Source organism: Streptomyces sp. NBC_00691 (assembly GCF_036226665.1).
Classification (GTDB): domain Bacteria; phylum Actinomycetota; class Actinomycetes; order Streptomycetales; family Streptomycetaceae; genus Streptomyces.
Genome location: NZ_CP109007.1, coordinates 7,992,286 through 8,011,939, shown reverse-complemented (window position 1 = coordinate 8,011,939; position 19,654 = coordinate 7,992,286). Strand labels below are relative to the sequence as shown.

17 protein-coding genes are annotated in these 19,654 nt (G+C 73.8%); 14 read left to right on the top strand and 3 right to left on the bottom strand.

Annotated features, from left to right (window positions below; translation table 11 throughout):
• Positions 1-45: 45 nt before the first annotated feature.
• Positions 46-1,479, top strand: coding sequence for a cellulose binding domain-containing protein (locus OG392_RS35755; RefSeq protein ID WP_329286523.1), 1,434 nt, complete (start codon positions 46-48; stop codon positions 1,477-1,479).
• Between the two features lie 201 nt (positions 1,480-1,680).
• Here the strand turns inward: OG392_RS35755 and OG392_RS35750 are convergent, their stop codons facing one another.
• Complete coding sequence (locus OG392_RS35750) at positions 1,681-2,118, bottom strand: DUF6234 family protein (RefSeq protein WP_329286521.1); 438 nt, start codon at positions 2,116-2,118, stop codon at positions 1,681-1,683.
• 135 nt (positions 2,119-2,253) lie between these two features.
• Between OG392_RS35750 and OG392_RS35745 the strand changes: the two genes are divergently transcribed.
• From OG392_RS35745 to OG392_RS35730, 4 genes are all read left to right on the top strand, one after another.
• Positions 2,254-4,425, top strand: coding sequence for an FUSC family protein (locus OG392_RS35745; protein ID WP_329286519.1), 2,172 nt, complete (start codon positions 2,254-2,256; stop codon positions 4,423-4,425).
• Between the two features lie 255 nt (positions 4,426-4,680).
• Positions 4,681-5,331 (top strand): response regulator transcription factor, encoded by a 651-nt coding sequence (locus OG392_RS35740; RefSeq protein ID WP_443055026.1) that lies wholly within the window; start codon positions 4,681-4,683, stop codon positions 5,329-5,331.
• Entirely contained in the window at positions 5,331-6,122 is a 792-nt protein-coding gene (locus OG392_RS35735; protein ID WP_329286515.1) for a DUF4255 domain-containing protein, read from the top strand. Before OG392_RS35740 ends, OG392_RS35735 begins: the two co-directional genes overlap by 1 nt.
• Complete coding sequence (locus OG392_RS35730; protein WP_329286514.1) at positions 6,119-8,266, top strand: AAA family ATPase; 2,148 nt, start codon at positions 6,119-6,121, stop codon at positions 8,264-8,266. The genes OG392_RS35735 and OG392_RS35730 overlap by 4 nt, the downstream gene beginning before the upstream one ends.
• 84 nt (positions 8,267-8,350) lie before the next feature.
• Here OG392_RS35730 and OG392_RS35725 read toward each other — a convergent pair whose 3' ends face one another.
• Positions 8,351-9,967 carry a COG1470 family protein gene (locus OG392_RS35725; RefSeq protein WP_329286512.1) on the bottom strand — a complete coding sequence of 539 codons (1,617 nt, stop codon included), beginning with the start codon at positions 9,965-9,967 and terminating at the stop codon, positions 8,351-8,353.
• 490 nt (positions 9,968-10,457) lie between these two features.
• Between OG392_RS35725 and OG392_RS35720 the strand changes: the two genes are divergently transcribed.
• The 4 genes from OG392_RS35720 to OG392_RS35705 all read left to right on the top strand — a co-directional run bounded on the left by OG392_RS35720 (position 10,458) and on the right by OG392_RS35705 (position 13,161).
• Positions 10,458-12,044, top strand: coding sequence for a phage tail sheath subtilisin-like domain-containing protein (locus OG392_RS35720; RefSeq protein ID WP_329286511.1), 1,587 nt, complete (start codon positions 10,458-10,460; stop codon positions 12,042-12,044).
• A 105-nt stretch (positions 12,045-12,149) separates the two neighbouring features.
• On the top strand, positions 12,150-12,593 hold the full coding sequence (locus OG392_RS35715; protein WP_329286510.1) for a phage tail protein: 444 nt from the start codon (positions 12,150-12,152) through the stop codon (positions 12,591-12,593).
• Complete coding sequence (locus OG392_RS35710) at positions 12,593-13,012, top strand: hypothetical protein (RefSeq protein ID WP_030317097.1); 420 nt, start codon at positions 12,593-12,595, stop codon at positions 13,010-13,012. The genes OG392_RS35715 and OG392_RS35710 overlap by 1 nt, the downstream gene beginning before the upstream one ends.
• Positions 13,009-13,161, top strand: a complete 153-nt coding sequence (locus OG392_RS35705; RefSeq protein WP_329286508.1) for a DUF6760 family protein — start codon at positions 13,009-13,011, stop codon at positions 13,159-13,161. Before OG392_RS35710 ends, OG392_RS35705 begins: the two co-directional genes overlap by 4 nt.
• 1,193 nt (positions 13,162-14,354) lie before the next feature.
• Here the strand turns inward: OG392_RS35705 and OG392_RS35700 are convergent.
• Entirely contained in the window at positions 14,355-15,008 is a 654-nt protein-coding gene (locus OG392_RS35700; RefSeq protein WP_329286507.1) for a hypothetical protein, read from the bottom strand.
• 484 nt (positions 15,009-15,492) lie between these two features.
• Here OG392_RS35700 and OG392_RS35695 point away from each other — a divergent pair, with 484 nt between their 5' ends.
• From OG392_RS35695 to OG392_RS35675, 5 genes are read left to right on the top strand one after another with little or no spacing between them, the layout of a single operon-like run.
• A complete protein-coding gene (locus tag OG392_RS35695; protein WP_329286506.1) occupies positions 15,493-16,158 on the top strand; it encodes a hypothetical protein in 666 nt (221 codons plus the stop codon).
• Between the two features lie 57 nt (positions 16,159-16,215).
• Positions 16,216-16,653 carry a phage tail protein gene (locus tag OG392_RS35690; protein ID WP_030317091.1) on the top strand — a complete coding sequence of 146 codons (438 nt, stop codon included), beginning with the start codon at positions 16,216-16,218 and terminating at the stop codon, positions 16,651-16,653.
• A gap of 1 nt (position 16,654) precedes the next feature.
• Positions 16,655-17,395 (top strand): CIS tube protein, encoded by a 741-nt coding sequence (locus OG392_RS35685; protein ID WP_329286503.1) that lies wholly within the window; start codon positions 16,655-16,657, stop codon positions 17,393-17,395.
• The gene (locus OG392_RS35680) at positions 17,392-19,206 is read left to right on the top strand and encodes a VgrG-related protein (RefSeq protein WP_329286502.1); all 1,815 of its coding nucleotides are present in this window, start codon (positions 17,392-17,394) and stop codon (positions 19,204-19,206) included. Before OG392_RS35685 ends, OG392_RS35680 begins: the two co-directional genes overlap by 4 nt.
• A 49-nt stretch (positions 19,207-19,255) precedes the next feature.
• Positions 19,256-19,654: a GPW/gp25 family protein gene (locus OG392_RS35675; RefSeq protein ID WP_329286500.1), complete on the top strand. Its 399-nt coding sequence runs from the start codon at positions 19,256-19,258 to the stop codon at positions 19,652-19,654.

Below are 19,654 nucleotides of genomic sequence, written 5' to 3'. Positions count from 1 at the left end.
CCCGTCCGAAGACCGGAAACACCCCGCCCAAGGAGAGGAATCACCATGAACGACCCCACAAGGACCAGGAGCCTGCGGCTCCGTGCCGCGCTCGCCGTCGCCGCGGTGACCGGGCTCGGCGCCACCGCCCTCACCGCCCTGCCGGCGGCGGCCGCCGGAGAGGCGGTCACCGTCCAGTACCGGCAGAGCTCGACCGGCGGCGACCAGGTCGAACCCTGGCTCAAGGTGGTCAACACCGGCGCGTCGAGCGTTCCGCTGAGCCAGGTCAAGGTCCGCTACTACTTCAAGGCCGACGCGGGAGCCTCGTACACCTACGCCTGCTCCTGGGCGGTGAAGGGCTGCGCGAACCTCACCGGCACCTTCGGCACCCTCGCCCACCCCACCGCGACCGCCGACCGCTACCTCGAGGTCGGCTTCACCGCCGGCGCCGGTTCCCTCGCGCCGGGCGCGGACACCGGTGACATGCAGCTGCGCTTCCACCGCTCCAACTGGCAGTCGCTGAACCAGAGCGACGACTACTCCTTCGGGCCCGCCCAGACCTCGTACGCCAACTGGTCCAAGGTCACGGCGACCGTCGGCGGCGTCCCGGTCTGGGGAACGGCCCCGGCGGGCAACGAACCCACCCCGACCCCCACCGATCCGACCACTCCCCCGACCACCCCGCCGCCCAACGGAGCCACGCTCTTCGACGACTTCGACTACGCCGGGCACACCGATCCGGCGATCGACGCCCACGGCTGGAGCGTCCGCTCCAACTCCGGCGGTCCGGGGGTGCCGGGCGCCACGTGGGCGCCCGAGAACGTGACCTTCGCCAAGGAGGGCACGAACTCGATCATGAACCTGCGGAGTTCGACCGCCGGGACCGGTGAGTCCACCCGGCACACCGAGATCCTCACCCGGGCCTCCAAGTTCAGGAACGGCACGTACGCGGCGCGGGTGCGCTTCTCCGACGCGCCCGTGTCGGGTCCGGACGGCGACCGTGTCGTGCAGACCTTCTTCACCATCAACGACCTCAAGGCGCCGATGGCCGACGACTACGCCGAGTACGACTTCGAGTACCTGCCCAACGGGGGCTGGGGCGAGCCGGCCAACATCCTGTACACCACCTCGTGGGAGACCTACCGGCCCGACCCCTGGGAGGCCGTCAACCAGCACTCCGAGTCCCGCACGAGCTACGCGGGCTGGCACGACCTCGTGCTGACCATCGACGACAACGCGATCGTCTACTACGTCGACGGCCAGGAGTTCGGCCGGCACGACGCCCGGTACCTGCCCGAGCGCCCGATGTCGATCAACTTCAACCAGTGGCTGATCGACCTCGCCGGGCAGACCTCGACGACACCGCGCTCCTACGACCAGAAGGTCGACTACGTCCTGCACGTCAAGGACCAGGTCCTGACCCCGGCGCAGGTGGCCGCGAAGGTGGGGGCGTACCGCACGGCGGGCACGACCTTCCAGGACACCGTGCCGGCCTCGTAGCGCCCCGGTGCCCCGTCCCGGTCCCCGCGCCCGCCCCGTACGGCGGGCCCGGGGACCGGGTGGCGCGAGCGGGGCCGGTGTTCTCGCCGAGCCGGTCGCGGCGGACGGATCTCGTTCTCTCAGGCCCACACCGCCCCGGCCGGAGGGCCCACCACCTGCTGCGGGGCACGCCAGGCCCGGTCCGCCGCCCCGCCGGAGCGCTCAGCCGCCCGATCGGGCGCACTCGCCGCTGTCACCGCCGCTGCGGCAGCCCCCGCCCGTGTCGGACTGCTCGGTGACGGGACGGTCGCGTCCGTCCTCGACCCGCTGCGCCGCAAGCCCGCCCGCGATGACGACGGCGACGAGCGTGGCCATGAAGCCCTGGCTGATCACGGTGATCATGGCTTTGGCCCTGGCGGCGATCACCGTCACTCCGAAGGCGAGCAGCCCCACGCCGCCGGCCCAGGGCAGATATCCCGACAGCGGATCGGTCCTGCCCGGCTTCGCCGGGTCCAGCGACACCCCGGTGAGCAGCCACGCACCGAAGATCACCACCAGAAGTGCCAGTTCCAGGACCAGGAGGCCGCAACCGGCGCCGATGTCGGCACCGCGGTCCGCGTGGTCGCCCGTCCGCTCGGAGCCCAAGGTGTGTCGGGTCATGCCCGCCACGATGTCGATCCGCGCGGACGACCGCATGAGTAGCCGTACTCAGTTCCGACCCGCGCCACCCGGCCCGGAGCAGGGACGGGACGGTCGCCGCATGCCGGACGGGGCGTCCCGGTGGATCCTGGGGACATGGGTGGCACTCCCGGCGAGCGGCGGTCGAAGGCCCGGCTCCCGTCCGCCTACGCGGCGGCAGTACGGCGGTCGGTGCGCGTCACGCTCTCCGCCACCGCCGGCTTCTACCTCTTCCTGTACGGCTTCGACTCGGCCGTCGCCGCCACCTACGCGCTCTTCGCGGCGGTCGCGATGGCGGGTCTTTCGCACATCCCCGGCACCGGGCAGCAGCGCGCGGCGACCCTGCTGCCGGTGGTCCCCTCCTGCTGGGTGCTCATCACCATCGGCACCTACCTGTCCGTACGGACCTGGAGCGCGGTCCTGGGCATGCTGGTCGTCGGATTCGTCCTGGCGTTCATGGCCGTGGGAGGGCCACGGCCGGCCGGCGCGGCTCCGGGGCTGCAGCTGATGTACATCCTGCCGTCCTTTCCGCCGTACGTCCCCGAGACCCTCGGGGAACGCCTGGTGGGGGCGACGGCCGGTCTTGCGCTGCTGATCCTCGCCGAGGCGTTCCTGCTGCCCGATCGCGCGCCGGGCGTCCCGTACCGCGAGCTGGCCGCCCGGGCCGCCGACCAGGCGGCGCGCTGCGCCGACGAGCTGGCCTCCGCCCCGTACACGCTCGACGACACGGCGTCGCGGGCCGCCCGCGACCTGAGCGGTGGCCTGCGGACCTCACGGGTGCCGGAGGCGGAACGGCCCGCGGGTCCGGGCATCAGGGCCCGGGCCCTGGCGCACACCGGTCTGGCCGCCCGCACCCTCATCGGACGGCTGACCTCGCTCCCTCCTCCGCCCGGAGGCCCGGCGGAGGCCCGGACGTGGCCCGGGGTGCTGCACGCGGTGCGCGACGCGTGCCTGGAGACGGCGTCCCTGCTGCGCGGCCGGGCGAGCTCCACAGCCCGGCAGGGAGAGGCCGGCCGGGAGAGCTCCGCCGCCGCCCTCTCCCGGCTCCAGGAGGTCCGCCGCGCCTTGACCGCGGGCGCCGAGCCGGGCACCTCGCCCGCCGGACTGCGCCGCCACGCGGCGGTCCTCGAGGTGGCCGACGCCGCGCTGGCGATGTCCACGGCGGCGGAGATCGCCGTCCGTGGCAGGGACGCACCGGCCGCGGCTCCGGGCCGGTTCTGGTACGCGCGGATGCGGGCACCCCAACTGTGGTGGCGGCGGCTGTCCGGGCATGCGGGGCAGCGGTCGGTGTTCTTCCAGAACGCGGTGCGCATCGCCCTGGCGCTCGCGGCGGCACGGACCATCGCCGGTCTCGACACGCTGCCGCACGGATTCTGGATGCTCCTCGCCACGCTCACCCTGACCCGTACGACGGCGCGGGAGACGCGGAGCACGGTGCGGACGGCACTCACCGGGACCCTCGTGGGAGCCGTCGTCGTGGCCGCGCTGCTCGCCCTGGTCGGCACGGACACGACGGTGTACGCCGCCGCGCTGCCGCCGCTGATGCTGGTCGCCTTCACGCTCGGCCCGGTGAAGGGCGTGGGGTGGGCCCAGGCGATGTTCACGATGGTCGTCGCCCTGGTCTTCGCCCAGCTGGCCTCCGCCACCTGGCGGCTCGCCGAGTTCCGGCTCCTCGACGTGCTCGCGGGCAGCGCGGTCGGCGCGGTGTTCGGGCTGCTCGCGTGGCCCAAGGGGGCCCATGACGAGTTGCGGCGGGCGGTGGCGACGATGCTCCGGACCGCCGCGGAGACCGTGGTGGCCACGACGTCCCAGCTCGCGACGGGCGGGGCGCGCGCGCCCGTGGCCACCTCGCCGGGCCACCGGTCGTTGCAGCACGCGCTGATCATGGCGGAATCGGCGTACGCGCAGTACCGGAGCGAGCCGAAGCAGCTGGACACGCCGCACGACCCGCAGGACTGGCAGGCCGCGCTCCTGTCCGGCCACCACACGCTGTGGGGTGCGGACCGGCTGCTCGTGCCGGTCGAGCCGACCGTCGTGCCGCCCCTGCCGCCGGAGCCGGCCGAGGCGGTCACCCGGATCGGCGACCGGGTCGCCGCGGGCATGCTGCTGGTCTCGGCCCGTCTCGACCCCAGTGGCGACACGCCGGGGACACCGGCCGCCGTCGGGACCCGCGACTTCGCCGACTTCGCCGCCGAACCACCGGGTGCTCCCCGGCCGTACTACGCGGCCGCGCAGTGGCTGGACTCGCTCATGACGGACGTGGAGCGGATCGCGGGCGGTCACAAGTGAGCTGCGCCACAGGAGAATTGGCTGTTCAGGGCCCGAGCACGGGGTTCCGGAGGACGACAGCGATGCGTTAGCACGGCGGCAGCGGGACGTGAGCGGCACACGGGAACCTGGGAGGACCACCGTGGCCGGCGTGCCGGCCACGGACCGCGTCACAGCGGATCAGTCATCAGCAGACCAGTCATCAGCAGACCACGGGGACCTCACCATGCGACCGCACGGACGGTCGAGGCGAGTGAGAAGGAGCAGGTAGCGGAAGTGCTCACCAAACGGGTGACGGTGACCGTCCACGCGTCCGACCCACTCAGTCGGGCCGGGCTCATCAGTCATTTGAGGCATCAGCCGACCGTCGACGTCGTCCCTGACCAGGACGACTCGTGCCGGGACTCCCCGGCGGTCGCGGTGATGCTCGCGGAGCGGATCGACGACCCCACCACGGCCGAACTGCGACGCCTGTTGCGCGGCAGGGACCAGCGTGTCGTGCTCGTCGCGCGCGAGCTGCGCGAGCCCGACCTGCTGGCCGTCGTCGAGTACGGGGTGCGGGCCATCATCTGGCGCCATCAGGCCACCGAACAAAGGCTGTTGAGCGCCGTGCACAGCGCGGCGCGCGGCGAGGGCGAACTCCCGCCCGACCTCGTCAGCCGGCTCCTGAACCAGGTCGGCCGCCTGCAGCGGGCGACGACGGCGGGGGCCTCCACGGGGGGCGCGGCACCGCTCTTCGGGATGGCGCCGCGCGAGGTGGACGTCCTGAGGCTGCTCGCCGAGGGGCTCGACACCCGGCAGATCAGCGAGAAGCTCGCCTATTCCGAGCGCACCGTGAAGAACATCCTGCACGCGCTGATGACGCGTCTGCAGCTCACCAACCGGGCGCATGCCGTCGCGTACGCGCTCCGCGAAGGCTATATCTGATGCTCCATGAGATCGACGAGGGACTGCGCCGGCTGCTCACGCCCGCCGTCGAGGGCGACGTCGCCTTCGACGCGCCGACCCGTGACTGGGCGGCACGCCGCAACGCTCCGACCCTGAACGCCTATCTGTACGACATCCGGGAGGACGTGGCGCGGCGCGAGCGCGGCGCCTACGCCGAGTGGGACGCGCAGGGCATCATGACGCGCAAGCGCCGGCCGCCGCGCTGGTTCCGGCTCTCGTACCTGGTGACCGCCTGGACCTCGCGGCCCGAGGACGAGCACCGGCTGCTGTCGGGGGCGATGGCGCTGCTGCTCCCGCACGAGGTGCTGCCCGACGACGCGGTGCCGGAGTCGGTGCGTCCGATCACCACCCAGCTGCCGATCTCCGTCGCGGTCCCGCCCGCCGAGTCGCGCTCGCTCGCCGACATCTGGTCGGCGCTCGGCGGTGAGCTCAAGCCCTCGCTCGACGTCGTGATCACCACGCCGTTCCCGGTGACGCCGGTGTACGACGTGGCTCCGCCGGTCATCGAGGGGGAGATCGTCGTACGTGGCGTCGCGGGGGTTCCCGCGGCATCGCGACCCCGGGTGGTACGGCGCCAGGGGACGGCCCGGGGGAACCGTGAGGCCCCGACGCCCGACGGAGCGAGGGACTCTGAGGCGGAGAGGACCCGGAGGGCCGAGGAGGCCTGGAGGGCCGGGCAGAGTGCGGCGGCGTCCGAGGCCTTGGAGGCGCTGGAAGCCCCGGAGGGCGGCAGCGGTGGCTGCGGCGCCCGGGACGGGGCCGGCGCATGAGCGGCCCCGGGAGCCTCCCGGTTCCTCCGCTGCTCGCTCAGCTCGCCGGCCTGCGCGCGCGGGTGGGCGCGCTCGTCGACGCACGCAGTGCCGGGGACCCGACGGCCGGTGATCCCCTGCGCGGGCTCTACCTGTCCGCGGAGGGCGTACGCCGGATCGCGGCGGGGCCGGTCGGCCCTGGGGCTCGCGAGGCCCATGAGGTGCACGAGGCCCATGAGGTGCACGAGGCCCATGAGGTGCACGAGGCCCATGAACCCCATGAGGCCCATGAACCCCTTGAGGCGCGCCTGGCACCCGAGGCCGTCGGGGCCCCCGACCCCGCCGTCCCGCTGCCGGACCTCGGCGGGGACGATCGCCTCGCCGCGCTCGCGCGGGTCTTCGGCCTGTCCCCGCTCGACGCGCACATCCTGCTCGTGGCGCTCGCGCCCGATGTGGACCGGGGGTTCGAGGCGCTCTACGGATATCTCAACGACGATGTCGGCCGGCGCCGCGCCACGATGGCGCTCGCCCTCGACCTGGCGGGTACGGGTCCCTTCGACCCCGTCGCACGGGACCGCTTCCATCCGGGAGCGCCGCTGCTCTCCGGCGGCCTGCTCGACGTCGAGGACGAGGACCGGCCGCTGCCGGGCCGGGCGCTGCGCGTACCGGAGCGGGTGGTGGCGCACCTGTTGGGTGACGACACCCGACTGGATGCCCCACTCATGTCGGCCGGAGTGGAGTTGTCGACCCCGCCGCCCGCGAGCGCGGAGGCGGGGACGGCGGCGGTGACCACGCCGCTCGCCGAGCGGATCGCCGCCGCCGGGCCGGTCACCGTGCATCTGCGGGAGCGGGTGCCGGGGGCCGGTACCGACGCGGTCGTGTCGGCGCTGCTCGGGGCCGGACGGCCCGTCCTCCGGTACCGGCCGGAGTCCGCCGACGCGACGGTGGCGCGGGCCGTGCTGCGTGAGGCACGGCTGCGCGGGGCCGCCGTGGTCGTCGAGCCGCTGCCGCAGCGGCCGGGGCCGCTGGTGCGCGCGCTCGCCTCGTCCGGTATCACGGTGGTCCTCTCGGGCTCCGACGCGCCCGACCCCGGCTGGGCTCCGGACGCGGAACTCCTCGCCCTCGACGCGCCGGGCGGCGCGGTCGGCACGGCCGACCTCTGGCAGCGTGAACTCGGGCCTTTGGAGGGCGACTTCGATCTGGCCGAGGCCACGGCGGCGTACCGTCTCAGCGGCGATCAGATCCGCCGGGCGGCCCGTGCGGCGCGGTCACTGGCCGCCTTCGAGGGCACAGCGCCGACCCTGGCGCAGGTGCGGCAGAGTGCCCGGCTGGTCTCCGCACCGCTGCTCGACACCCATGCCCGGCGGATCCGCCCGGCGGTCGGGTTCGCCGATCTCGTGCTGCCCGAGGAGCCGTTGGGTCTGCTGCACGAGCTGACCGCTCGGGCCCGGCACCGGGACCGGGTGCTCGGCGAATGGCGGCTGCGCACCGGTGGCGGGCGCGGGCGCGGTGTCGTGGCGCTCTTCGCGGGCGAGTCGGGCACCGGCAAGACCCTGGGAGCCGAGGTCGTGGCGGGCGAACTGGGCCTTGACCTCTATGTGGTGGATCTCTCGTCGGTGGTCGACAAGTACGTCGGGGAGACCGAGAAGAACCTGGAGCGGATCTTCGTGGAGGTGGATCGCACCGACTGTGTGCTGCTCTTCGACGAGGCCGACGCGGTGTTCGGCAAGCGGTCGGAGGTGAAGAGCTCGCACGACCGGTACGCCAACCTGGAGAGCGCGTATCTGCTGCAGCGTCTCGAGGCGTTCGACGGGATCGCGGTGCTCACCACCAATCTCCGGGCCAACATCGACGACGCGTTCACGCGCCGGCTCGATGTGGTCGTGGACTTTCCCTTCCCCGACGCGGAGCAGCGCGTGTCCTTGTGGCAGTCCTGTCTGGCGGGCACCCCGAAGGCGGAGGACGTGGCCGAGGAGGTCACGCGCTGCGCCAAGGAGTTCGAGCTGGCGGGCGGCGCGATCCGCTCGGCCGCGGTGACGGCCGGATACCTGGCCGCGGCCCGCGGCTCCGCGGTGACCGGCGAGGACGTACGGGCGGGAGCCCGGCGCGAGTACCGGAAGGCCGGGCGGCTGGTCCTGGAGGGGCGGGCGCCCTGGGCACCGTGACGGCGCACGGGGAACAGCACGGAGGAGGGGGGCCACCCGGTGGGTGGCCCCCCTCCTCCGTCGTCGGTTCCGTCGGCCCTCAGGTCACATGACGCTGCCGCCGATCATCTTGCGGAGCGTGGCCCAGTCGGTCTTGCCGGTCGCGGGCACTCCGACGGCCGTCTGGTAGGCGCGGATCTTGTCGGCCACCTGCTTGCTGTACGTGCTGGGTGTCTCCTTGTTCGTACGGAGGTACGCGATGCCCTGGCGCGCGAACGTGCGCTCCCTGGTGAGGTCCGCCGCGCTGGACTCACGGTTGTACGCCCACCAGAAGGCCGCCGTGAGCTGAGTGGTCTGCATCGTGGTCGAGCCGGGCTCCACCGAGTCGGGGGTGATGCGCTGGGCCCAGAGGGAGACGAGGGTCGCGCGGCCGAGTTCGCCCTCCGTGTCCGTCAGGAAGATCTCGGCGGAGTTCTTCTGCTTCTCGACTCCGTCCTTGTAGACGAGTCGCTGGTAGCAGATGAGCGAGTTGCGTGTGGCCGCGTCGATCACGCCGGGATTCCAGCCCGGCTGGAGGGTGCACGCGTTGCCGAGGGAGGCGAGACGCTCCTGGGCGAACTCCACGACGTCGTCCTTCGGGTAACCGAGGCGCCAGGGCGGCACGTCGACCGGCGCGACGGGCGAGACCGGAGCCTTCTCGTTCCCGCCGTCACCCGGTCGCGAACCGCCCTCGGTGGGTGCGCCGCCCCCGCCCCCGGGTGCGCCGCCCTCGGTCGGGCCGCCGCCGCCCGTGTCGTCGCCCCCGCCGGCCGGCGGCGGGCCCTCGCCCGTCAGCGGCGGCAGGGAGCCGGGCGGCTTCTGGCCGGGAGTGGGTCCGCCGGACCCGCCGGGCGGGGGCGGCGCGTCGGGGAGCGTGTCGCCGGTGCCCTGGGGCGCGGGCCGGGGCGCGTCCGTCGCCCGGAGGTCCTTCGCCGCGCTGACGACCTTCGGAGAGAAGTTGAACCAGAGCACGACGAACGCGATCACGGCCGTGAGGAGAAGGCCTCCCACCACGACGAGCCAGTTCCCGAAGACGGGGCGCTGGTCGAAGGTGGCGTCGAGGTCGAGGGCGGTGTCGTCGCCGGCCCGTCGGACGGCCACGGTGAAGCGGTGCGACTCCTCGGCGCCGGTCCATCGCACGGCCTGCGGCCGCACCACCAGTTCGCCGAAGGCCGCGCGGCCGGGGGCGATCTGCACGGCGTTCGGCCGTACGTCGAAGGTGAGCCGGTTCGACTCGTCGCGTGCCACGAGGGACGCGGTCAGCGGGGTGTTGCCGAGGTTGTCCACGGCGATGCGGGCGCGCCCGCGGAAGCGGCCGAGCAGGGTGGGCGGCAGCAGTTCGGCGCGCGTCTCGGTGAAGGGCGTGATGGTCAGCCGGCCCTCCACGACATCGCGGGCGCCCGAGTTCTCCCGGGGGTCGACGCGGATGCCGTACGCGAGGGGCCCGGCTTCCACGTCCGAGGAGCGGGGCGGGGCGAACGAGATCTCGGCGGTCCCCTCGCTTCCCGGGTAGAGGCGGAGCACGTCCGGCTCGATCCGGGACCAGCCCGAGGGTTTGCCGACGAGGGAGAGGCGGTATTCCTCGACGGTGTCGCCGGTGTTCCGCACCCGCAGTCGGGCGCCGGCCCGGGCTCCGGGCTCGACGGTCACCTCGGCCGGGTCCAGAGAGGTCCACATGGTCATGGGCGAACGCTAAGTGCGCGGGCGGGGTGTGCGGCTGCCCGAAAGTCCCTGCTCGGGGGCAGTGTGACGTGCCCCGGCAGTCCGTCGGCCGGGTCTGGGACGCCGGGCCGTACGGGGCCGGGGTTCCACGGCGTGCGGACCCTGGTTCCGGAGCCGTACGAACGACGAGGTCAGACCCTGGGAGTGCGCGGGTCGGCCCGTGGGAACCGCGGGGGCGGACCGCGCGCCCCGCGGGTCGGACGTCGGGTGCGCGATGACCGCGAGGGCAGTCGGCCCTGCCCTCGGGAGCGCCCCTTCTCCCCTGCTCGGCGCGGCACGGCTCGGCGAGAGTCGGAGGAGTACGACCGCTGTCCACGGCCGAGGGGAGGGCGAGCGGGATGAGGTCGACGCACCGCAGCACGCCGGACGCGGGCAACCGCACGCCCCACGCTGTGACACCGCAGAGCCACCGCATTCCGCAGAACCACGCTCTCCGAGGAGAACACGCACCATGCCCACGTACCTGTCCCCCGGCGTCTACGTCGAGGAAGTCGCCAGCGGCTCCCGTCCCATCGAGGGCCTCGGAACCTCTGTCGCCGCGTTCGTCGGGCTCGCGCCCGTCGGGCCGCTCAACGAGCCCGTGCTCGTCACCAACTGGTCCCAGTACGTAGCGTCGTTCGGTGACTTCGCGGACGGGTACTACCTCGCCCACTCCGTGTACGGGTTCTTCAACAACGGCGGCACCGCGGCCTACGTCGTGCGGGTCGGCGGCGGCGACGCGCAGGGCGCCACGCGCGCCGTCGGATCGGCCGCCGCGGCGGCCGCCGCGCCGCGGCCCGTCCCCGGTGAGGCCGTCGCGCTCGGCACCTTCAAGGTCGCCGCGATCACGGCGGGCTCCGAGGCCGGCGGGGCGCTCACGGTGGAGGTGCAGGACGTCGAGGGCGAGGCCGAGCGCTTCAAGCTGGTCGTCAAGGACGGCGAGAAGGTCGTCGAGAGCTTCGACGCCTCCGCCAAGAAGAGCGCCCGCAACTACGTGGTCGCGCAGGTCAAGCAGCGTTCCAAGACGATCGTCCTGGAGGAGGCCGCGGCCGCCGCCCAGCTCGCCAGGCCCGACGCCCAGTCCGTGACCCTCGCCCCGCCCGCGCGGATTCCGGCGCAGGTGGACGCGGGCGCCGACGTCGCCGCCGCCCTGGAGTCCGGGCAGTTCATCGGCGACTCCGCCGACCGCACCGGCTTCGGCGGTCTGGAGGCGTACGACGAGATCAACATGGTCGCCGTGCCCGACCTGATGGCCGCCTACCAGCAGGGGCTCATCGACCTGGAGCAGGTCAAGGCCGTCCAGATCGGTCTCATCGCGCACTGCGAGCTGATGGGCGACCGGATGGCGATCCTCGACCCGCCGCCGTCGCTGAACGCCCGCGACATCCGCAAGTGGCGTCAGGAGATCGCCGGTTACGACTCCCCGTACGCGGCCCTCTACTACCCGTGGATCAAGGCCTTCGACCCGGCGAGCGGCCAGACCCGGGTGGTTCCGCCCTCCGGTCACATGGCCGGCGTCTGGGCGCGCAACGACGCCGAGCGTGGTGTCCACAAGGCCCCGGCCAACGAGATCGTGCGCGGCGCGGTCGACCTGGAGCTGCAGATCACGCGCGGCGAGCAGGACCTGCTCAACCCGATCGGCGTGAACTGCATCCGAGCCTTCCCGGGCCGCGGCATCCGGGTATGGGGCGCGCGGACGCTGGCCTCCGACCCGGCGTGGCGCTACCTCAACGTCCGGCGCTACTTCAACTACCTCGAGGAGTCGATCCTCGTCGGGACGCAGTGGGTCGTCTTCGAGCCCAACGACCCCTCGCTGTGGGCCCGTATCCGCCGCAACATCTCGGCCTTCCTCGTGAACGAGTGGCGCCAGGGCGCGCTGTTCGGCCAGCGGGCCGAGGACGCCTTCTACGTGAAGTGCGACGCGGAGACCAACCCGCCGGAGTCGGTCGACCTCGGCCGGGTGGTCTGCGAGATCGGCATCGCCCCGGTGAAGCCGGCCGAGTTCGTGGTCTTCCGGCTCGCGCAGATCCAGGGCGGCGGGGGCGAGCTGGAGGAGTAGTCCGCCCCTCCTCGCCCTCCGTCCCTCTCACCACACCGCCCTTCCGACCCCGGGTCCCCGCGCCTGCCGCGCCCGGACCCGCCCCTCGAACAGGAGTGAACCCCCATGTCCCTGGACACCGGTGACGCCCTCACCACCCACAATTTCGGCCTGCAGATCGACGGCGTCATGGTCGAGACCCTGCAGGAGATCAGCGGCCTCTCGATGGAGCAGGACGTCATCGAGTTCCAGCAGGTATCGGCGGACGGCAAGCCGATCATCAAGAAGCTCCCCGGCGTGAAGAAGGCCGGTCAGTGCACGGTGACCCGTGGCGCCACCCAGTCCGCGGCCTTCACCGAGTGGATCACGTCCTCCATCGCGGGCGACATGGGCTCGGCCCGCAAGGACGCGTCGATCATCTTCCTCGACTACCAGCTCAGCGAGGTCAAGCGGTACAACCTGCGCAACGCCTGGTGCACCAAGGTCGAGTTGAGCGCGACGAAGGCCGGTGACGCCGCGGCCCTCACCGAGCAGGTCACCATCACCTTCGAAGAGCTGACGCTCGGCTGATGCGACGCGAGGGATCGGCGGGCACGCAGCAGGGCCGCCCACAGGAGCCGCTCCGCACGGAGTTCGAGTTCGAGCTGCCGCGGGGGTTCGTCGACGAGGCGGGCACCGTGCACCGCAACGGGGCGATGCGGCTGGCCACGGCCCGGGACGAGCTGCTCCCGCTGCGCGACATCCGGGTCCGCGAGAACCCGGCGTACCTGTCCGTGGTGCTGCTCGGCCGGGTCATCACCCGGCTCGGCACGCTCCCGTCGGTCCACGACGGGACGGTGGAGAACATGTTCGCCTCCGACCTGGCGTTCCTCCAGGACTTCTACCGGCAGATCAACGCGGAGGGCCACACCAGGGCCGCCGTGGCGTGCCCGCACTGCGAGGAGTCCTTCGAGGTCGAGCTGGCCGGGAGCCGCCTGGGGGAATCGTGACGTACGCGGCCGACCGGATCGAGGAGGAGACCGCGTACCTCGCCTTCCACTTCCACTGGGGCATGGACGACATCCTCGATCTGGAACACGCGGACCGGCGGGGGTACGTGGCCCAGGTGGCGTCGCTGGTGGAGCGGTCGCAGGCGTAACGGCAGGACAGGGAAGGGAGGTTGGAGGGGACTGTGGGGATGTTCGAGAAGTGGCGGACGGCCAGGACGCGGAACGCGCCGGGCACGGAGTCCGGTGTACCCGAGGAGAGCACGGCGTCCGCCGCACCGGCGGTGGCGTCCGGGGACGCCTGGCGGGCGTTGCCGCCCGTGCAGCGGGTCCTGGCCGCGGGTCCTCGGACCGTCGCGGAGTACGGCTTCTCCACGTCGCTCGCGACCCACTGGAACCCCTCCTTCCAGAGCGACCTGGGTCACGGGGCCGTGCCTGACGCACCGGGCGGCGTCATGCTCGACGCCGTGCGGGCCGTGTCCCTGCCCCGGGAGCGGGAGTCGGCGGAACGCTCCGGGGCGGCGGAGCTGCCGGGGCTGCGGCTGCCGGTCGCGGGCGCGGCAGGCCCGGCGGGTGCCGAGGGTGCGGCCGGTGCGGGCCAGGACGGGGCTCCGGCCGTCCAGCGTGTGCCCGCGACGCCGTTCGGCCGACCCGCTCCGGTGCCTCGGCCCGTACCGAAGGAGACCGCGGCCGCTCCGGTACGGGGCGGCGGCACGGCGCGCGAGGCGGGGAAGGCCGGACAGCCCTCGGGCACGGGGGCGTCGGCTGCGCCGCGCTCGGCGCCTCCCGCCGTCCAGCGTGCCGCCGTGACCCCCGGTGAGGACCGGGTCGCCCCGGCGGCCGCGCCTCAGGGCGATGCGGCCGGGGGCGCGCGGCCGACCGCGTCTTCCGCGCGGCCGAGGCCGATGCGGCCCGCGGCCGTCCGGCGCTCGCCGCTGGTCTCCGCACGCCCCGCACAGCCGCCACGGCGACTGGCTCCCGCCGGTGTCGCGCATGCCGTGGACACGGCCGCGCCCGGCACGGCGCCGGTCCAGCGGGCAGCGGCCCCTGCCCGCACACCGGAGAACGGGGCGCGTCCCACGGACGCGCCCGACACCGCCGCACCGGAGCCCTCGGCTTCCGGTCGGCCCCAGAACGTCCCGGGTCTCGCTTCCCCCGGCGGGCCCGGGACTCCCGGCCTCACATCCGGCACTCCGGTGCAGCGCCGTCCTCCCGTGCGCCGCTCGCGGCGCGCACCGGGCGCCGACTGGAACACGACGGCGTCGCCGCCACCGGTGGCTCCGTCGGCCTCGACGGCACCTGCGGCACCGGCCGGGCCGCCGCCGCAGGCGGGCCCCGCGACGCGTCAGGCGCCGGCATCGGCGCCCGCCGGTCCTACGGCTCCGGCGCGGACGACCGGGCCCGTCGCGCCCGCCGGGCCCGTGGCGCGGGAAGCCAAGAGCGCCCCCACTCCGTCGGCGGGCCCCACGACTCCGGCCACTCCGGTGGCCCGAAGCGCCGCCCGCGCCGCGTCCACGGCCCCGTCGGCTCCGTCGGTCCCGTCTGCTCCCTCGGCCCCGTCTGCTCCCTCGGCCCCCTCGGCCCCGGAGATTGCCGCGAACCCTGCGACTCCGGTGGCCCGCGCGGTCACCAGGTCCGCCTCTTCCACGAGCCCTCCCGTGACTCCGTCGGCCCCCGCGGCCACGCCGCCCGTCACGGCCGGCCCCCCGACGGGCGCGGCACCCGCACCCGGCTCCCCCTCCCCCTCGCGCCCGTCGACTCCCGCACCCGTCGGCGCGCCCCTCATCTCGCCCGTCACCTCGCCCGGGCCGTCGACCGCTCCGGTACGTCCCCCCGCGTCGGCGTCCCCGGCGAGCCCGGACGCCGGTGTGCCCAGCGTCCAGACCGCGCCCGTACGTCCCACCACGTCGGCGTCTCCGGCGAGCCCGGCCACTCCGGCACCCCTGGCCTCACGGACGCCCGCGGCCTCTCCCGCGACACCGGCAACCCCGTCGGCCACCCCGACACGACCCGGACTCGGCGCCCCCGTCCAGCGCGCCGCCGCCGACACTCCGGTGTCACGTCCGCGCCCCGCGCCGCGTCGGTCTCCGATCGGCGCACCGATTCCCCGCGCCTCCACGCCTCCGTCGACGTCCAGCCCGGGGCCCGTCGGGCCCGTCCGCCCGGCCGGACCGCAGGAGCCCACCTCGGCGACCGCCCCCGTCCCGACCTCGGCCGAGTCCGCGCCCGCGCCGCAGGCCCCCGCGCAGCGAGCGACCCCGCACCGGCACCAGGCGCCGGCCGCTCCGACGGCCCCGTCGGGCCCCGCACTCCCTCACACCGCCCCGGCCCCGTCGGCTCCTCCCCCGGTCCAGCGCGCCACGGCCGCACCGCGCCTTCCGTCCCCCGCCGACTCCCCCGCCTCCGCGGTGCCCACCGGCCCGCGCACTCCCGTGACCGCCCCGCCGACCGGCCCGGATCCCGCGCGGCCGCCCGTCGTCACCGTGACCGACATCCCCCGCGCCACCGCGCCCCCGGTGCAGCGGCGTGCCGTCCGTCCGCTCGCCACCGCCCGTCCGCTCGCCCCGAGCCTGCCGAACCCCGCGAGTGCCCCGACCAGCACCCCGGCTCTTCGCACCGCACCCGGCAACCAGCCCGCGGCCACCCCCGTCGTTCCCCTCGCCACGCCGACCGCCGCCGCCCCGACCGTTCAGCGCGCCCAGGCCGCCCTCTCCCCCGGCGGCACGGTCGCACCCCAGGGCTCCCCCCGACCCGTCGTCCCCCTCTCCCGGCCGTCCGCCGCGCGGCCCGTCGCCCGGCCGGTGGTCCAGCGTCAGGCCGTCGCCGGGGCGATCCCGGCGACGGCGCCCACGCCCGCGCCGACCGTCCCCGTGGTCACCCCCACCCCGCTCCAGCGCTCCTCGGCCGCCCCGGCCCCGGCTCCCGCCCCGCACGCGCCGCGGGCCGCCACCACGGTCACCCGGAGCGCCCCGACCCGGACCGCTCCCTCCGTGCAGCGCACCGCCGCAGCGGATCCACCCGAGGCTGAATCGCCCACCCAGCTGGACGAGTTGGCCCGCCGTCTGGTGACCCCTCTGTCACGGCTCCTCCGTGCCGAGCTCCGTGCCGACCGCGAGCGCGTGGGCCGTCTCCGCGACCACGGCCGCTGACCGCAGCCGCCTCCTCACCCCACCCACTGACCGCGCCGATCCGAGAGACCCGCACCCATGCCCCAGCAGCCGGACCCCGCATCCACCGTCTTCTTCAAGCTCACCATCGACGGCGAGGACCTCGGCGTGTTCAACAGCTGTGACGGCCTCTCCTCCGAGGTCGAGGTGGAACAGCGCCGGGAGGGCGGCAACAACGGTTTCGTCTGGCAGTTGCCCACCCGTGTCACCTTCTCCACCATCCGGCTCACCCGCCCCCTCACCCCCGAGACCGCCAACGTGGCCGCCTGGATCTCGTCGCTCGCCACGGGGATCACCCGTCCGACCGCGCAGATCGCGGCCCTGCGGGCCGACGGGTCGATCGTGGCGCAGTGGGGCCTGGTCGAGGTGCTGCCGGTGCGCTGGACGGGGCCGACCCTCGACCCGGCCAGTCCGGCCGTGGCGACGGAGACCCTGGAGATCGCGCATCACGGGTTCACCGACGCGGGAGGCGCCTGAGATGGCCCCGTCCTTCGGCGGGTTGACGGCCAGCGGTCTCTCGCGGGCCTCGCTCGCCATCCACCAGCCGCCGACCGATCTGTCGAGCTCGTACGGCGGCAGGCTGGGCGAGGTGAAGTTCGAGTTCAACCCCGACCAGCTCCAACTGAGCCGCTCCGCGCACTGGTTCACCGAGCAGGCCGTGGCGTACGACCGGGGCGCGCCGCCCAAGTTCACCGGGAGCGAGCCGGCCCAGCTCCAGCTGGAGGTCTTCCTGGACCGCTCGGGCGATCCTTCGTCGAACGACGTGCAGCAGCAGGTGGAACTGCTGCTCTCCTGTTGCGAGGTGACCCAGCAGAGCATCGCCGCGAAAGCGCCGTCGCCGCCCTGGGTGCAGTTCTCCTGGGGGTCGTTCTCGACGGTGCGGTTCGTCGCGTACGTGACCTCCGTGTCGGCGACGTACACCCTCTTCAGCCCCAGCGGGATCCCCATTCGCGCGACGTGCTCGCTGTCCCTCACCGAGATCTCCAGCGCGACCAAGAAGCAGAACCCGACGTCCGGCGCGCTCTCGGCCCGCCGGGTCCACCGCACGGTCGCCGGTGACTCCCTCGCCTCGCTCGCCTGGCGCGAGTACGGCGACGCGACCCGCTGGCGGGTCATCGCGGAGGCGAACCGCATCGACGACCCGATGCGGCTGCGTCCCGGCACCGAACTGCTGCTCCCGTCCACCACCGAAACGCCGGAGACCGAGGGCGCCTCATGAGCGAGAAGACCTTCACCACCGTCCTCCACGTGCAGCTCGACGGCACGCCGTTGCCGGACCCGCTCGCGGTCCGCCTCACCGAGGGCTGGGTGGACGCGAGCGTCAACGTGCCGTCCGCGTTCCAGCTGACGTTCAGCGACAAGGACGGCACCCTCACCACGAAGTTCCCGTTCCTCAAGGTCGGCGCGATGGCGGTGCTGTCCCCGTTCACCGACGGCAGGCTCGGGGAGCCCATGCTCACCGGCGAGGTGACGGCCGTCGAGGTGGACGCGGCTCCCGGGCACGGCAGGTACCTGATCGTGCGCGGTTACGACCCCGGCCACCGGCTGCTGCGCAGTCGGCGCGTCGAGGGGTATCCGAACATGACGGCCTCCGACATCGTCCGGAAGCTCGCCGGGCTCAACCGGATCCCGCTCGGCAAGGTCGACGCGACGCCGACGGTGTACGAGCTGGCCACCCAGCCCAACATCACCGACTGGGACTTCCTCTCCCGGCTCGCGCGCGAGAACGACGTCCGGCTGTCGCTCGACCCGGCGGGCCGGCTGGTGTTCGCGGCGCTGCCCCCGGCGTCCTCGGCGCCCGCCGACACGACGCCCGCGGCGGCCAGTCCGTACGTCCTGGACTTCGGGAGCAACACGCTGCAGAGCCGGGTGTCCGTGACGGCCGCGGGGCAGGTCGGGAAGGTCGACGTGCGGGGCTGGGACCCCCGTACCAAGCAGGCCCTGTCCTCGCCGACGCCCGCCGTCGCGAGCAAGGAGATCGTCTCGGACATCACTCCGGCGCAGCTGTCCGCGCCGTTCGGTCCGGCCGAACTCGCCGCGACGGACACGCCGTTCACCACACAGTCGGAGGTGACGCAGGCGGCGACGGCGCTCGCGGACGACGTCACCGGCTCGTTCGCGGAGCTGGAGGTCGCCGTCACCGGCAATCCGGCGCTGAAGCCGGGGCAGCCGGTGGCCGTGAAGGGGGCGGGTTTCCCCTTCGAGGGGCGGTACACCGCGACGGGGGTCCGTCATGTCTTCGCGTCCGGGAGGCAGTTCGCCACGTGGCTGACGGTGTCCGGCCGGCAGTTCCGTTCGCTGTACGGGACGGCTTCCGGCGGCGGGGAGGCGGCGCCGCCCATGCCCGGTGTCGCGGTCGCGCTGGTCACGAACACCAAGGACCCGCTCTCCCTCGGCCGGGTCAGACTGCGGTTCCCGTGGCTGTCGGCGACGTACGAGAGCGGCTGGTGCCGGGTCGCGCAGCTCGGCGGACGCGGGGGCGGCGGCCTGATGCTCCCCGAGGTGGACGACGAGGTGCTGTGTGCCTTCGACCGGGGATCCCTCGAACACCCCTATGTGCTGGCGGGGTTGTACAACGGCGTCGACAAGCACACTCCGGCGACCGACCGGGTGGCGCCCGTGGATCCGACCAGCGGGCGCGTCCAGTGGCGCGCCCTGACGTCCCGTACCGGTCACACGGTGGAGCTGCGCGAGGAGGGCGGCCGGACGCGGGCCTCGCACGGCATCCGGCTGCGTACCGCGAAGGGCGGACTGAGCGTCGAGCTGAACGAGGCACGCACCACCCTGACGATCGACAGCGACGGCACCGTGACCATCTCGGGGGCGCGCGGGATCACGGTCGAGTCGGGGATGGATCTGACGCTCTCCGCCAAGGGGCGGATCAAGCTCGACGCGGGGCTCGGGGTGGACATCAAGGCCGGGGCGAAGTTCAAGGTCTCGGCGCTGACGCAGGCCGTCGTCAACGCGCCGGCCTTCGTCACCTCGACCGTCCCGATGCCCAATCCCGTCGTGGCGAACCTGCCGTTCTGATGACCGGCCCCGCCGCCCGTTCCCATGACGTCCAGAGGAGGACCTTCCCTTGAGTGAGCACTTCGTCGGTGCGGGCTGGGCCTTCCCGCTGCGGACCGGCCCGAGCGGGTCCATCGCGCTCGTCCGGCGCGACCGGGAGATCGAGGAGTCGATGCGGCTCGTCCTCGCCACCGCGCCGGGCGAGCGGCCCATGCGGCCCGAGTTCGGCTGCGCCGTGCATGAGTTGGTGTTCGCTCCGGTGAACGACTCGACGATGGGCCGGGTCCGGTACGAGGTCGTGTCCGCGCTCGACCGCTGGGAGCCGCGCATCGACGTGGAGGACGTCACGGTCACTCCCGCGCCCGGGGAGCCGACCACCCTCTTCATCGACGTCCGCTACCGGGTGCGCGGTGCCAACAACCCCCGCAACCTCGTCTTCCCCTTCTACGTCATCCCCTCCGAGGACTGA

Coding starts and splice junctions, on each gene's coding strand:
- OG392_RS35755 (WP_329286523.1), top strand. CDS start 46: ATGAACGACCCCACAAGGACCAGGAGCCTGCGGCTCCGTGCCGCGCTC.
- OG392_RS35750 (WP_329286521.1), bottom strand. CDS start 2,118: ATGACCCGACACACCTTGGGCTCCGAGCGGACGGGCGACCACGCGGAC.
- OG392_RS35745 (WP_329286519.1), top strand. CDS start 2,254: ATGGGTGGCACTCCCGGCGAGCGGCGGTCGAAGGCCCGGCTCCCGTCC.
- OG392_RS35735 (WP_329286515.1), top strand. CDS start 5,331: ATGCTCCATGAGATCGACGAGGGACTGCGCCGGCTGCTCACGCCCGCC.
- OG392_RS35730 (WP_329286514.1), top strand. CDS start 6,119: ATGAGCGGCCCCGGGAGCCTCCCGGTTCCTCCGCTGCTCGCTCAGCTC.
- OG392_RS35725 (WP_329286512.1), bottom strand. CDS start 9,967: ATGACCATGTGGACCTCTCTGGACCCGGCCGAGGTGACCGTCGAGCCC.
- OG392_RS35720 (WP_329286511.1), top strand. CDS start 10,458: ATGCCCACGTACCTGTCCCCCGGCGTCTACGTCGAGGAAGTCGCCAGC.
- OG392_RS35715 (WP_329286510.1), top strand. CDS start 12,150: ATGTCCCTGGACACCGGTGACGCCCTCACCACCCACAATTTCGGCCTG.
- OG392_RS35710 (WP_030317097.1), top strand. CDS start 12,593: ATGCGACGCGAGGGATCGGCGGGCACGCAGCAGGGCCGCCCACAGGAG.
- OG392_RS35690 (WP_030317091.1), top strand. CDS start 16,216: ATGCCCCAGCAGCCGGACCCCGCATCCACCGTCTTCTTCAAGCTCACC.
- OG392_RS35685 (WP_329286503.1), top strand. CDS start 16,655: ATGGCCCCGTCCTTCGGCGGGTTGACGGCCAGCGGTCTCTCGCGGGCC.
- OG392_RS35680 (WP_329286502.1), top strand. CDS start 17,392: ATGAGCGAGAAGACCTTCACCACCGTCCTCCACGTGCAGCTCGACGGC.